10 protein-coding genes are annotated in these 12553 nt (G+C 65.8%); 2 read left to right on the top strand and 8 right to left on the bottom strand.

The genetic code is table 11. The annotated features are described in order from the left end of the window. Window positions 1-12 precede the first annotated feature (12 nt). Complete coding sequence (locus IWX85_RS12830) at window positions 13-351, bottom strand: hypothetical protein (protein WP_196870001.1); 339 nt, start codon at window positions 349-351, stop codon at window positions 13-15. On the opposite strand from IWX85_RS12830, the gene IWX85_RS12825 reads away from it, so the two are divergent. Continuing rightward, on the top strand, window positions 335-835 hold the full coding sequence (locus tag IWX85_RS12825; protein ID WP_196870000.1) for an Lrp/AsnC family transcriptional regulator: 501 nt from the start codon (window positions 335-337) through the stop codon (window positions 833-835). The genes IWX85_RS12830 and IWX85_RS12825 overlap by 17 nt on opposite strands. A gap of 145 nt (window positions 836-980) precedes the next feature. Here the strand turns inward: IWX85_RS12825 and IWX85_RS12820 are convergent, their stop codons facing one another. The 3 genes from IWX85_RS12820 to IWX85_RS12810 all read right to left on the bottom strand — a co-directional run bounded on the left by IWX85_RS12820 (window position 981) and on the right by IWX85_RS12810 (window position 4687). Further along, window positions 981-2948: a PhoX family phosphatase gene (locus IWX85_RS12820; RefSeq protein ID WP_196869999.1), complete on the bottom strand. Its 1968-nt coding sequence runs from the start codon at window positions 2946-2948 to the stop codon at window positions 981-983. A 128-nt stretch (window positions 2949-3076) separates the two neighbouring features. Next, window positions 3077-3430: a hypothetical protein gene (locus IWX85_RS12815; protein WP_036808029.1), complete on the bottom strand. Its 354-nt coding sequence runs from the start codon at window positions 3428-3430 to the stop codon at window positions 3077-3079. A gap of 18 nt (window positions 3431-3448) precedes the next feature. Continuing rightward, window positions 3449-4687 (bottom strand): murein transglycosylase A, encoded by a 1239-nt coding sequence (locus tag IWX85_RS12810; protein WP_196869998.1) that lies wholly within the window; start codon window positions 4685-4687, stop codon window positions 3449-3451. Here IWX85_RS12810 and IWX85_RS12805 point away from each other — a divergent pair. Beyond that, window positions 4635-4781: a hypothetical protein gene (locus tag IWX85_RS12805; RefSeq protein ID WP_196869997.1), complete on the top strand. Its 147-nt coding sequence runs from the start codon at window positions 4635-4637 to the stop codon at window positions 4779-4781. The genes IWX85_RS12810 and IWX85_RS12805 overlap by 53 nt on opposite strands. A gap of 10 nt (window positions 4782-4791) precedes the next feature. Here IWX85_RS12805 and IWX85_RS12800 read toward each other — a convergent pair whose 3' ends face one another. Genes IWX85_RS12800 through IWX85_RS12785 form a run of 4 tightly spaced genes read right to left on the bottom strand, consistent with a single transcriptional unit; the run spans window position 4792 to window position 12532 of the window. Beyond that, entirely contained in the window at window positions 4792-5418 is a 627-nt protein-coding gene (locus IWX85_RS12800; protein ID WP_196869996.1) for a response regulator transcription factor, read from the bottom strand. A gap of 1 nt (window position 5419) precedes the next feature. After that, window positions 5420-7513 (bottom strand): nitrogen regulation protein NR(II), encoded by a 2094-nt coding sequence (locus IWX85_RS12795; protein WP_196869995.1) that lies wholly within the window; start codon window positions 7511-7513, stop codon window positions 5420-5422. 4 nt (window positions 7514-7517) lie between these two features. Next, a complete protein-coding gene (locus IWX85_RS12790) occupies window positions 7518-8324 on the bottom strand; it encodes a carbon-nitrogen hydrolase family protein (RefSeq protein ID WP_196870025.1) in 807 nt (268 codons plus the stop codon). Window positions 8325-8326: 2 nt separating this feature from the next. Continuing rightward, complete coding sequence (locus IWX85_RS12785; protein WP_196869994.1) at window positions 8327-12532, bottom strand: YhdP family protein; 4206 nt, start codon at window positions 12530-12532, stop codon at window positions 8327-8329. Between the last annotated feature and the right edge of the window lie 21 nt (window positions 12533-12553).

Below are 12553 nucleotides of genomic sequence, written 5' to 3'. Positions count from 1 at the left end.
CGGCGTAGCCGTTCATGCGTGGCGCACCTGGCTGCTGCCTTGGTTGCTGGCTGCGGCAGTCGCTGGACAATGAACAGCCCCGTTCACGAACTTGTGCGGGAAGTTCACAGCAACCGGCCAGCGCGGCAGGCAGGCTGCCTGTCGTTTTTGCGCGTTGCGCCTACCCGTTTCTGGCAGCGCCGACACCCCTCTTGCCACGAAAACCTTCTTTGACTTAGCGCCAACGTTTGCTAGCTTCGATGCATTCAGCAGCAGATCTATTTTTGGCGACACACCTTGCTTTTTGCCCATCCAGCAGGTTCTTACGAAAGATTCTTGCTGCAAAATACGAAAAATGGAAACATTGGACAAGTTTGACATCGCCATCCTGAACGAGTTGCAGCGCGAAGCGCGCCTGACCAACACCGAACTGGCGTCGCGCGTCGGGCTGTCGGCCGCGCCCTGCTGGCGGCGCGTGCGGGCACTTGAAGAAGCCGGCTTCATCACCGGCTACCGCGCCGAGATCAACCGCCACAAGATCGGCTTGGGCGTGCTGGCCTTCGTGCGGCTCGACGCGGCTCGCAACAGCGGCGACGTGCTGCAGTCGCTGGAAGACGCGATCCGCACCATTCCGGAAGTCGTCAGCTGCCACTACATCAGCGGCACCGGCACCTTCGAGCTGCAGGTGGTCAGCCGCGACCTGAACAGCTTCAGCCAGTTCGCGCGCGACGTGCTGATCAACCTGCCCAATGTGAAAGACCTGCACACCAGCTTTTCGCTCGGCGAGGTCAAGGCCAGCGGCGCGCTGCCGCTGGGGCATTTGATGCCCGCTCCAGCCGGAATTTCAAGCAAATAGGGGTGTTTGCGCATGCTGGACGGGCGCAAGCAACTATCAATTTAATTTCATAAAAACGAAAAAGCCCGGCCTCCGCAGGAGACCGGGCAACCGGCTGGGCCGGAAGTGGCGCTGTTATTTTTTCAGTGCCTGCCCGTTCAACGCATCAGGCCTTGCTCAGCTTCATTTGGGCCGGCTCGCAGGTCAGGTAGCCCACGGCGGCGCCAAACTTGTCCTTGTAGTTTGCTTTGATCAGCGGATCGAGCGTGGCCTTGACGACGCTGTGGATGCTGCCCCAGTCGCCGGCATGCTGGAAGTTGCTCATGATGTAGGTCCAGCCGTTCAGCTCGTCCACCGCGTGCAGGCCGGTCGATTCGCCGCCTGCAGGGATCGACATGATGCGCGACAGCACCTTGGTGTCGATGTGGTAGGCCCACAGGAAGTTGTTGACGTGCTGGCCGCTGTCCTCGCCGATGAACAGCGTGCGCATTTTCTCGGAAAACTTCAGGTTGTCGGGGTTGGCGATTTTGTTCGGGTTGGCGGTGTTGCCCAGCGCGTCGGACGCGATGTCCTCGCCGGCCAGCAGGGCCTTGGTGTCCACCGGCATCCACTCGCTGGAGATGACTGCGCCCTTGTCGTCTTTCTGGCCACCCTTGAGGTTCAGGGCCATCACGGCGCCCGCCACCAGCGCCTTGGGCACCGAGATGCCGTTGCCGGGCACATTGGCTTTGTCGCCCGCCACCATGGACGCCTGGATGTTCTGCAGGGCCGAGTAGGCCACCTTGTCCTTGATGTTGACAGTGGTGCCTTCCATCTTCGTGAAGCCCAGGCTGGCGCCCACATAAGCGGCGTAACGGTGGGTTTCGAGAAAGGCGGCGGCTTTTTCCATGCCAGACCTGACCTTGATCCACTCGGTCTTGCCATTGGAAACCACTTTTTTGAACGTCGCGTCCACCGGGTCGGTGCTGCGCACGTCCATGATGTCGGTGGGCTTGATGCCGCCGTCGACCAAAGCACGAACTTCAGCGCTGGTGGCGCTGCCCAGCTTGATCCAGGTCAGCGCGGCGGCCGCATCGCCCGGAACGATGGAAAATCCCGTTCCCACCTTGGCAACGTACAGCGAGCCGGCGGACAAATCCTTTTCCTTGTCGGCCACGAACACGAAGTAACCACTGTTGGTGGCATCGTCACCCATGAACACGGTGCGGTTGTCGGGCATGACCTGCACCAGTTCGTGCGAGATGCGGCCCAGGTTGTAGTGCTTCTTGATGGAGGCGGTGCCGTCAAGGTTGACGGTCACCTCAGGCAGATGGCCATAGTTATAGGGGTTGGCCTCGGCCGCGTCGCCGTACAGGTTCTTGCTGAAGTCGTCCATGAAATTGCTGGCGCGCGAAGCGAAAGCATTGGGTTCGTACTCCTCGCTTGACAGGTGGGTGCCCCAAGGCGAGAGGCTGGCGCCGCAGGTGATCCACAGGCCGTTGACGCCGGACGTATCCACGTTGTGGTACTTCACCAGCGACAGCTTGCCGGTGGTGGGATTCTGGTCGAGCGTCAGCACCGCGATGGGTGACGGCAGCTTGCCATACATGCCGGTGGTGCCATCCTGGGCGCTACTGGTGTACTCGAACTGGACCACGGCAAACACGGTATTGCCCGTGACACCGGCAACCTTGGCACCCGGCACCGTCAGCAGCGACGTGCCATCAGGCGAGTCAGAGAAAAACTGGCGCTCCTTGCCCGCTACGGTGTTGTCCATGATGGGCTTGTTGTTGATGTCCACATAGCCACCCGCCAAAATTTTTCCACCCTTGCCATCGGCCACCAAGTCGCCGGTGACAAAGAAAGGCTGGTAGGCCAGTTTGAAATCGACCTTGCTGCTGTCACTGTAGTTGACCGTCATCGTCGAGCCGACGGTGGTCGTGGCCATGGCGTCGGCGTCGGCCAGCGCAGGCGCTGGCATGGAAGAAAAGCTCACGCCGCTATAGCTTGCCACCGGAGCGGCCATCGCATCATCGCCACCGCCGCAGCCGGCCAGCAGAAAGCTTCCGGCAAAGGTGGTCGACAAGGGCAGCATGGGGGCACCCGCAAAGAATTGCAGGGCACGGCGGCGGGACAGGGTGGCAACAGGTTTCATGGGTTTTCGCTCCGGACAAATAAGGCTGCGCGCGGCGAAAAGGGTCGGCGTCAGCGGGATCAATCACCCGCCTACTGTCGCCTGTCCATGTTTCAACTTGATGACACCCCGCCGTGCCCGGCGCGCATTCAGTCGCGCACGCAGCGCGCCACCAGCGGCGGCGGCTGCAGATACTGCAGCGCCGCCTCGCGTCCGCCCGCGCCCAGACCAAATTCGGCGCGCAGCCGGGGGTTGCTGTAGACCGTCTGCGTGCCCTGGCCGCCGGCATCGCGCAGCAGCACATCGTCGCCGCGCGCGCCTTTCAGCACCGCCGTGTTGTTGACGAACCTGACCGTGAACTGCAGACCCTGCTCACAGCGGTACACCGGGGCCGATGAGGCAGCCGACGGCCCGCCGCCTGTCAGGCCGGCACAACCGGCCAGTGCCGCTGCGCCTGCCAGCAGCATCCATGACGCCATGCGTTTGCCGAGAAGTTTGTTCATGTTCCTGTCTTTCAATGTCTATTTGGGCCACAGTGCCCACAGCCGAAGCGGCTGGTTGACGCGCGAGGCCAGCAGGCCGGCATCGATGCCGGTGCCGGCAAAATAATCGGCCCGCACGGCGCCGACGATGGCGCTGCCGGTGTCCTGCGCCAGCACCAGCTTTTGCAGGTTGGCCGCGCCGCCGCGCGAGGCCAGCCAGACCGGCGTGCCATAGGGAATGCTGCCCGGATCGACGGCGATCGAGCGGCCCGGCGTCAGCGGCACGCCCTGCGCGCCCTTGGGTCCAAAGGCGGCGTCGAATTCACTCAGGGGCTGCTCCTGGAAAAAGGTGTAGCGCGGGTTGCTCCAGAGCATTTGCTGCACGCGCTGGGGATTTTTATAGGCCCAAACCTTCGTCGACTCGACCCAGGGCGCGAGCATCTTGCCCTCGCCCTGCTCAAACAGCCATTGGGTGACGCTGCGAAAAGGCTGCTCGTTCGAGCCGGCATACGCCACCCGCACGACACGCTGTGAGCCGTCAGGCTCGGTGATGTTCAGCCTGCCCGAGCCCTGGATATGCAGCGACATCACCTCGACCGGGTTGTCCACCCAGGCAATCTCGCGCCCCTGCAGGGCCGCCCGGGCTTCGGGCAGGGTGTCGATTTCCTGGCGAGAAAACCACGGTTTGCGGTTGCCCAGGGTGGCCGGCGTGCGGTAAACCGGCACCTCATAGCCCCCGCCGGGACGGCGGCTGGCCCGGAGCACCGGCTCGTAGTAGCTGGTCAGCAAGCCATCTGCGCTGCCCTGCAGGGATTCGACCCGGTAGGGCTGGAGCCGGGCGACCATCCAGTCGCGCTGCTCCTGCGCCGAGGCAATGCTCAGACGCCGCACTTCGCCGCACAGGGGGGCGAACACCGGACCGGGCCGCTCGCAGCTCTTGATCCAGGCGTTCCAGGCTTCAAACAGCGAATCTTCCTCAAAGCCCGGCAATTCCGACCAGTGAACCGCAATCCAGCGGCTTTTCCCCAGGAGCCGGGGCGGTGGCAGTGGCCCGGCATCGCCTGGCCGCACGCCCGCCGGAACGGGCGCGGCGCCTGGCATGGACGCTGGCGGCAAAGGCACGCTGGTGCAGCCGGCCAGGAATCCGGCAATGGCGATAATCGACACCTTGCGCCATGACGGCCTTAACCGCTTCAGGCTTGCTGCCGCTTTCCAGGAACCAATCATGGCCTTACTTTTACTCGAAGCGCTGGGTGCGCTGCTGCTGCTGGTGTTCATTGTGTGGTGGACGATGTTTTCGGGCCGTCAAAAAGGCGAACTGAAGGATGAATCGGCGCGCGCGGCGCCAGACCCGGAGAAAGAAAGGAAATAAGCCGCATCGGCTACAGATTGCGTAGCAGATTGGCCAGCTCGACCGCCGACTTGATGCCCATTTTCTCAAAAACCCGGGCGCGGTGCACTTCGACGGTTCGCACACTGATGTCGAGCTGGTCGGCTACCAGCTTGTTCGGCAGTCCTTCGACCACCAGCTGCATCACCGCGCGCTCGCGCTCGGTCAGGCTGTCAAGCTGGGCGCGCAGGCCGGTGGTCTGGCTGTGCTGGACCAGCGCGGCGGCCGACAGGCTGAGCGCCTGCTCGATGCGGTCGACCAGCGCATTGTCGGAAAACGGTTTTTCGAAAAAATCGAAGGCGCCGCGCTTGACCGAATCGACGGCGGTCGGCACATCGGCATGGCCGGTCAAAAAAATCACCGGCAGGGTCGGCAGCAGGCCGTAGGCAATCAGCTTTTCAAACATCGCCAGTCCGCTGAGCCCGTTCATGCGCACATCGAGCAGCACGCACGATGGCGAGCGCACCTCGAAGCCCTGCGACACCCGGTCGTCAAAGGCTTCGCCGCTGGCAAACGACTCGCTGGGCAGCCGCCGGGAGCGCAGCAGCCAGGCCAGCGCGTCGCGCACGCCCTTGTCGTCGTCAACGATATAAACGGTGGCATTGTGGATCGGTTCCATGTCAGCTTTCTCCGGGCATGTTCTGCATTGCGGCCCCGGATGCCGGCAGAGCAGCGGCCACCGGCAGGGTAAAGCTGAAAATAGTACCCTGCGGCTGGACGCTTTCATAACCGAGAAAACCGCCATGCTGCTCGATCACCGTGCGACACAGGCTCAGGCCCAGGCCCATGCCTTCCTTCTTGGTCGTGAAAAAAGGCGTGAACAGTTGCCGGGCCACCTCGCCGGAGATGCCTTCACCCTGGTCCATCACGGCAAACTCGACCCACTGGCTGTGCGCATTCGAGGCGGCCGGCCGGATGCGCAAGGTCAGCACCTTGCCCAAAGGTGCTAGGGTCGGCGGGCTGGTTTCGTCGCTGCTTTGCATGGCCTGCATGCCGTTGCGCGCCAGGTTCAGCAGCACCTGCTCGACCATGGTGCGGTCGCACAGCACCGGCGGGCAGGTTTCATCGACTTGCAGGCTGATGCGCATGCCGAGCTTGCGTGCCTGCAGGATCACCAGCGGCATGATGGCGTCCAGCAGCGCGCGCGGCGCGACCGCCTCGCGCACCCGCTCGCTGCGGCGCACAAAATCATGCACGCTCTTGATCACCTTGCCGGCGCGCTCGGCCTGCTCGGCAATGCGGCCCATCGCCAGCCGCAGGTCATCGGACAAGGCCAGCGCATCGGGGGCCTGGTCGTCCGATGACGCATGCGCCAGAAGATTGAGCGAGCCGGTGGCGTAGCTTGAAATGGCCGCCAGTGGCTGGTTCAGTTCATGGCTGAGCAAGGACGCCATTTCTCCGACCATGGCCAGCCGGGCGCTGGCCTGCAAACGGTCCTGGCTGGCGCGCGAAACTTCTTCCGTGCGGCGCTGCTCGCTGACATCGAGAATGGCGCTCATCCAGCCGGTGTGCTTGCCCACGGCGTTGATCAGCGGCGCTTCCATGATCAACACCGCAAACCGGGTCCCGTCTTTTCGCATGAACACCGATTCATGGCCTTCGCGGGTCAGGTGATTGCCCGCCAGGCGCATTTCCTGACGGCGCTGGTAGACGCCCGCCAGTTCAGGCGGCCAATAGGGCGAAGGCATGCTCTGGTTGAGCAGCTCCTGCGCGTCAACACCGACCATCTTGCAAAAAGCCGGGTTGACATAGGTGATGCGCCCCTGCAGGTCCCGGGCGCGCAGGCCCGTCAGCAGCGAGTCCTCCATGGCTTTGCGAAAGGCCAGCGCTTCGCCCAGGTCGCTCTCGACCTGCAGGCGCCGCCGCATGTCGCGGCCCAGCAGGAACAGCACGACCAGCAAAGCCAGCGCCATGGCGGCGACCAGCGCCGTCAGGACATTGGGAAAAAGGGCCGGGGTGCCGAGCCGGCTTTCCATTCTGACCACCATCGTGCTGCCCGGCAGGTCGAGCAAGTGCTGAGCCACGAAAATCCGGCTGCCGCGTGAAGGTATGCCGTACAGCGCCAGGCGCGTGCCGTCCGCCTCGGTCAGCGACAGGCCGACGCCTTGCGACAGTGGCTTGCTGACCAGTTCGCTGAGCAGGGTATGCAGCGAATAGGTGGCCACCGCGTAGCCGGTCACGCGGCCTGCGTCCGTCAGGGGCAGGCACATGTCGGAAACTTCCGTGCCCAGCCCGTCGGTTTGCGGTAAAAAGTAGCTGGCCGAATAGGCCGGACCGCTCATCCGGCGGGCCGCGGTGCAGACCAGGCTCACATCGGCCTGCAGGCTGGTACGGTCGAGCTGCTCAAACACCGACTTGCGAAAAGGCGTCTCGACAAAGCCCAGCATGCCGAGCGTTTCGTTGCGCCACTCCAGCCGCAGGATTTCCCGGTGCTCGTGCAGCAGGTGGGCTGCGGGCACCTGCCAGGCCTGCGCATTGTGCTGTCGGGCATGCAGTGCCTGGACCGCCTGTAGATTGCGGTTCAGGCCCGAGCGGATGTCGGTCACGGCAAGCGCCGCATGGTCTTCCAGCCGGCTTTGCACCAGGCTGGACTCGTAGCGTCCAGCCAGCCAGACCAACAGGCCCAGCAGGGCCACCACCAGCGCCAGCAGCAGCAACCACAGGGAACCGCGCCGGCTGGCCCAGCCGGCAAGCTGGGGGAACTTCAGCACCATCGGGTCACAGCACCCTGTGGTTCAGGGCGGGCAGCCGCTGGCGAACCTCCTGCAGCCGGCTGGCCTGCACCTCGCTCATGACCACGCCCGGGCCCTCGGACTGCTCGGCCAGAATCTCCCCCCAGGGACCGACCACCATGCTGTGGCCCCAGGTGCGGCGGCCGTTCTCGTGCACGCCGCCCTGCGCGGCCGCCACCACGTAGGCCAGGTTTTCAATTGCCCGGGCGCGCAGCAGCAGTTCCCAGTGCGCCTGGCCGGTGATCCAGGTAAAAGCGCTGGGCACCAGCAGCACATCGGCCTTCAGGGCGCGGTACAGCTCCGGAAAGCGCAGGTCGTAGCAGACGCTCAGGCCGATGGTGTAGATGTGGCCGTCGCGCGAGGCCAGCTCGAAGCGCACTGGCTGCTTGCCCGGGTCGAGCACGCGGGTTTCGTCATGCGCCTCCTCGCCCTGGGCAAACCTGAACAAATGGATCTTGTCGTAGCGCGCGATGCAGGCGCCCGAGGGTGCATAGGCCAGCGAGCTGTTGTGCGCGCGGCCGGCATTGCCGGTGGCCGTGGGCAGCGTGCCGCCGACGATCCAAAGGCCCAGCTCGCGCGCTGTGCGGCTCAGGAAGTCCTGGATCAGGCCGCTGCCGGCCTGTTCCCGGACCTTGAGCTTGTCGGTGTCGTGCAGGCCCATGATGCAGAAATACTCGGGCAGCACGGCCATTTCGGCGCCCTGCTCCGCCGCCTGGGCCAGCAGCAGGCGCGCTGCGTCCAGGTTGGCGTGAACGCTGGTGCCCGACACCATCTGGATGGCCGCTATTTTCATGGTCAACGTGTCTCCCCTGTGGTTTCGCCCGCCTGGGCTTTTGCCCGCGCCTTGCGGTCGACTTTGGAGATTATCGGGTCGTACCAGCTTCCATCAATCTGGAATTCCTGCGTCGCCGCCTCCATCAGCGGACGGCGCAGGAACATCTGCGCCAGAAAGCTGCCCAGGCCCACCACCGGATTGATGGCCGTCGCAATCAGCGAAGCGGTTCCGGCATTGATCTCGGGCACCACGACCACTTTGAGGCTCTGCGTTTCATCGGCAAGGCTGGCCCGGCCTTCCATCAGCACGGCGGCATTGACGCCGCTCATCTGCAGGTTGTTGGTGTGCGCCACGCCTTGGCGCACCGTCACGTCGCCGCGAACGAAGTCAAAGGCAAACCCCTGCGAGAACACATCGCGGAAATCCAGCGTCAGCCGGCGCGGCAAGGATTGCAGGCTGAGCACGCCCAGCAGCTTGGCGATGCCCGGGTCGGCTTTCATGAACTGGCCCGATGCCACGTTCACATGGAACTCCCCGTTCAGGCTTGGATAGTCCAGGCTCAGGGGCGAACCCATCCAGGCGACCTGCCCTTGCAGCGTTCCCTTGCCGCGCCGGATCACGCCGTTCATGCCGAAACGCCCGAGCAGCTCGCCCGAGTCGGCAATGTCCAGTTTGAAGTCCATGCTGGCCCGGCGGCGCTCGTTCAGGGGCCGTGCGGCCGGGGGGCCAGCGGGCACGGCTGCCCAGTTGCCGGTCGCGGTCAGCACGGCCTCGGGCAGGGTGACATTGAACTTGTTCAGCCGCCACTCGCGCACGCCGCCCTCGGCCTGCGCACCGCCCCGGTTGATCGCCTCGATCTCGACCCGCCCCAGCTTCTTGCCACGCAATTCCAGGTCTTCGACCACGATGTCGAGCGCCGGAATGCTGGCAGGCTGCTCGTCCAGGATCGCCTCAACCTCGCTGGCCTCGCTGGCGGCCAGGCTCAGGCGCGAAAGCCGCGCATAGACGCGTCCGGCGCCCTGCGCGCCGGGCTGGCGAAACTCCAGGTAGCCGTCCAGTTCGGCGGCATCGATATTGGCGCGCCAGTTCGGGCCGTCCCGGGTGGCGCCCACCACCACGTTGTTCAGGCGACGCCCCTGCACCTTCAGCTGCCTGGCGCGTATCGCCATCACGTTGGGCAGGTAGCGCATGGCGTCGGCCAGCCCGGCCGGCGCGCTGGCGGCCGGCGGCGCCACACTGGCGCTGTTGGGCTGGCCCAGAAGGCTTTCCCAGGCGTCCAGGTCCAGCGCCGCCAGGTTGACATGGGCGCCCACGCCGGTTTCCGGCGCCGGGGTCGATTCGCCAGCCTCCAGCCCCACCGCGATGCTGCCCCGGACCACGCGGGCATCGTTGCCGCTGAGGTCGCGCAGGTAGGCGATGGTCGCCACCCGCCCGATGCTGAGCGACAACTGGTCCTGCAGCGTCTGGCCGGCGTCCATCGAGCCGGGCACCAGCTGGTTTTCAAAGCGCAGCGGCAAGGCCGTCTCGGCCGTCTTGGCCAGCGGTGCCGGCAGGTTCAGCGCCATGCCCTGCAGGCTGCTGGACACCATGACCTCGGGGACGGGCACGCCCTGCCTGAACTGCAGCGTGGCGCTGTAGGCGGTGCTGCCGCTGAGGTGCGCGGCCAGGCGTGACGCCAGCCCGAGTTCCGTTGCCTGGCGCAGCCCGTCGGCGGTGACCGTGCCCTGCGCCTTGAAGGCGACGCTGGTCCTGGCACCGGCGGCAGGCGTCAGCGGCCGTGTTCCGCCATCGATCCGGACCTCGCCACCGAGCAGCCGCGCCTGCGCGCCGGCCACGCTGAACCCCTGGTCGGTCACGTTCACCACGCCCTTGAGCTGGCCCAGCAGCGGTGCCTGGGCCAGGAACTTCAGGTCATTGCCCGGCAGCGTCACCGTGCCCTGGACCGTCGATTTGTCGATGTCGTCGATCGGCAGGCGCAGGCGAAACCGGTAGTCGGCCACACCGCTCGCCGTGGCGTCCGCCAGGGCATGCTCTGTCATGGCGCCAAGGGGCGAGGTGTTGACAAACCCCAGCGCGTCCGACAGGGCGCCCCTGACCTCCAGTGCCACCTCCACCGCCGGCTGGTGTTCAAGGTTTGCGATGCGGGCCTCGCTCTTGAGCAGTTGCAGGCCCGGCAGGCTGGCAACCTTGCCGCTGGCAACTTTGACGTCCAGCGAAGCCCGGTTGAACAGCAGTTCGCCATTCAGCTCGGTCAGCGCCGGCCAGGGCGCGGCACCGGGTGGCTGCAAGGCTTTGGGAACATAGACGAAATGCCCGTTGCGCACTTTCGCCGAGACCTGGAAATCTCCGAGCGCCGGATCGGCAAACGGCAGGTGCCAGACCGGTCCCTTAACCTTGAACTTCACGTCGCTGACCTGGCCGTTGATGACGGCATCGCGCACATAGTGGCGAACCTCTGGGTCCAGCAGCAGCGGCAGGTAGCGGTGCACCCGGCTGGCGTCGCCCCGGCTCAGGCTGCCCTGCAGGTCCAGGATGCCGGGGAAACGGCGATCAGCCGCTTCGCCGGCTTCGGCCGGGCCGGCGGCGGCGTCATCGGTGCGCCAGCGGACCTGCGCCTGGCCCTGGGCATCGGCATTTTCAAACTTCAGGTCGCGCAACTGCAGGTCGATCTTTTCGCCCGCGCGTTTCCACTGCGCCTGCACCGAGAGGTGGTCCAGCGGCAGCCGGGATTCTTCAAAAATTCCCGGCAGGTCCAGCGTGCCCTTGGTCATCTTCACGCTGGCCTGGCCGCCGTCCTGCGTGAGGTTGAAGTCCACCGTGGCGCCGCTCAAACCAGGCCGGCCGGGAACCGCTTGCGCGCCGCTGTCCGCCGTTCTGCCAGACACCGGGGTTGTGGCCGGCAGTGCGGCAATGCTCAAATCGGCCACGCGGCCCCTGGCGGCAAAGGCCGACGGGCCATCGAGCGGCCCCTGCCAGCGGGCATCCAGCGTTTGCACCAGACCGTGCGGCGCCAGGGAGGCCACCAGCGCGTGCGTGGACGGCTCAAGCGGCAGGCGGCTGGCAATTCGGGCCAGCGCGGCCAGGTCCAGCCTGTCGGCCTTGAGCGTGGTGTGGGCAGGCGAGCCACGTGACGCGCTGGCATGCACCAGCGCCAGGTTGCCGCCCGGCCACTGCAGGCCCTCCCGGGTGCTGAACTGCAGGCCCTCGGTGCTGACGTCGAAGCCGCCGGCATGCTGGCTTGCCGCCACGCGCCCGGCCAGGGTGTTGAAGGCCAGCGGCTGCAAATCGGCACCCAGCCGGGCATCGACATCCTGCAGCGCGGCATCGACCAGCGCGCCGGTGACTTTTCCCTGGCTGACGTCGGACCAGGCGCGCAGCGCGCCCTGCCCGCGGTTCAGCGCGATGCCGAGCTTTTCCAGGCCGGCGTACTGCTGGACGCGGGACACGTCGACCCGGGAAAACTCGCCATACACCTGGCCGCTCCAGTTCAGGAAATCGCCGCTGCGCCGCGACAGCAGCGGCTGCCGGAAAATCGCCCGCAGGCTGAAGCGCTCGCCCCATTCGGCCGGCGGCGTTGCGTCCAGCCGCATCAAATGGCGTTGCCGGCCGTTGCGCAGCACCGCGTCCACCTGGCCCAGGGCCAGCGGCGGCGCCGGCCGCATCTCGTCGGTCCAGCGCAGGGTGCCGCCGCGCACGACAAATTCGGTCTGCGAGAACAACCAGTCGGCGACCGCGCTGTGGCCGGTATCGGTGTCTTTCGAGACATCCAGGCCGCCGACAAAGATCTTGCCGTCGGCAGCGCGGCGGATGTCGACTTCGGGCCGCTCGATCACCAGTTGCTCGAAGCCAAGTCCCCACAGGGAGGAAGGGGAAAGCGCGCCCAGCACATGCGGCAGGCGCACCGCCTCGCGCCCCTGGGCATCGAGCAGGACCACGTCATGCAACTCGAAGGACGGGATCGCGCCCAGCGACCTGCCGGTGATGCGGCCAATGCGCACCGGCACGCCCAGCGCCCGGCTGGCCTGGGCTTGCAGCTGCGGACGGAACTCGGCAATTCGCGGCACAATCCAGCCGTGGAGCACCCCCCAGCTCAGGCCGAACAGCAGCCAGGCCGTGGCCACCAGCCAGAGCAGGCCGCGCACGGCCACGGCGATCCATCGCAGGCGCCGGGACGGCGGGGATGGCAGGGCGGGTGAAGCGGACGGGCTGATGGGGAGGGGCTCCATTGACCGGAGAATTATGACCGC

Source organism: Polaromonas sp. CG_9.11 (genome assembly GCF_015752225.1).
In the GTDB taxonomy this organism is placed as follows: Bacteria; Pseudomonadota; Gammaproteobacteria; order Burkholderiales; family Burkholderiaceae_C; genus Polaromonas.
This window is presented reverse-complemented; position numbering and strand designations above follow the sequence as displayed.

Bases quoted from the DNA above. Each gene is read 5' to 3' on its own strand.
- IWX85_RS12785 (WP_196869994.1), bottom strand. From the start codon at position 12,532: ATGGAGCCCCTCCCCATCAGCCCGTCCGCTTCACCCGCCCTGCCATCC.
- IWX85_RS12805 (WP_196869997.1), top strand. From the start codon at position 4,635: ATGGCCTTACTTTTACTCGAAGCGCTGGGTGCGCTGCTGCTGCTGGTG.
- IWX85_RS12825 (WP_196870000.1), top strand. From the start codon at position 335: ATGGAAACATTGGACAAGTTTGACATCGCCATCCTGAACGAGTTGCAG.
- IWX85_RS12815 (WP_036808029.1), bottom strand. From the start codon at position 3,430: ATGAACAAACTTCTCGGCAAACGCATGGCGTCATGGATGCTGCTGGCA.
- IWX85_RS12820 (WP_196869999.1), bottom strand. From the start codon at position 2,948: ATGAAACCTGTTGCCACCCTGTCCCGCCGCCGTGCCCTGCAATTCTTT.
- IWX85_RS12790 (WP_196870025.1), bottom strand. From the start codon at position 8,324: ATGAAAATAGCGGCCATCCAGATGGTGTCGGGCACCAGCGTTCACGCC.
- IWX85_RS12800 (WP_196869996.1), bottom strand. From the start codon at position 5,418: ATGGAACCGATCCACAATGCCACCGTTTATATCGTTGACGACGACAAG.
- IWX85_RS12810 (WP_196869998.1), bottom strand. From the start codon at position 4,687: ATGAACACCAGCAGCAGCAGCGCACCCAGCGCTTCGAGTAAAAGTAAG.
- IWX85_RS12795 (WP_196869995.1), bottom strand. From the start codon at position 7,513: ATGGTGCTGAAGTTCCCCCAGCTTGCCGGCTGGGCCAGCCGGCGCGGT.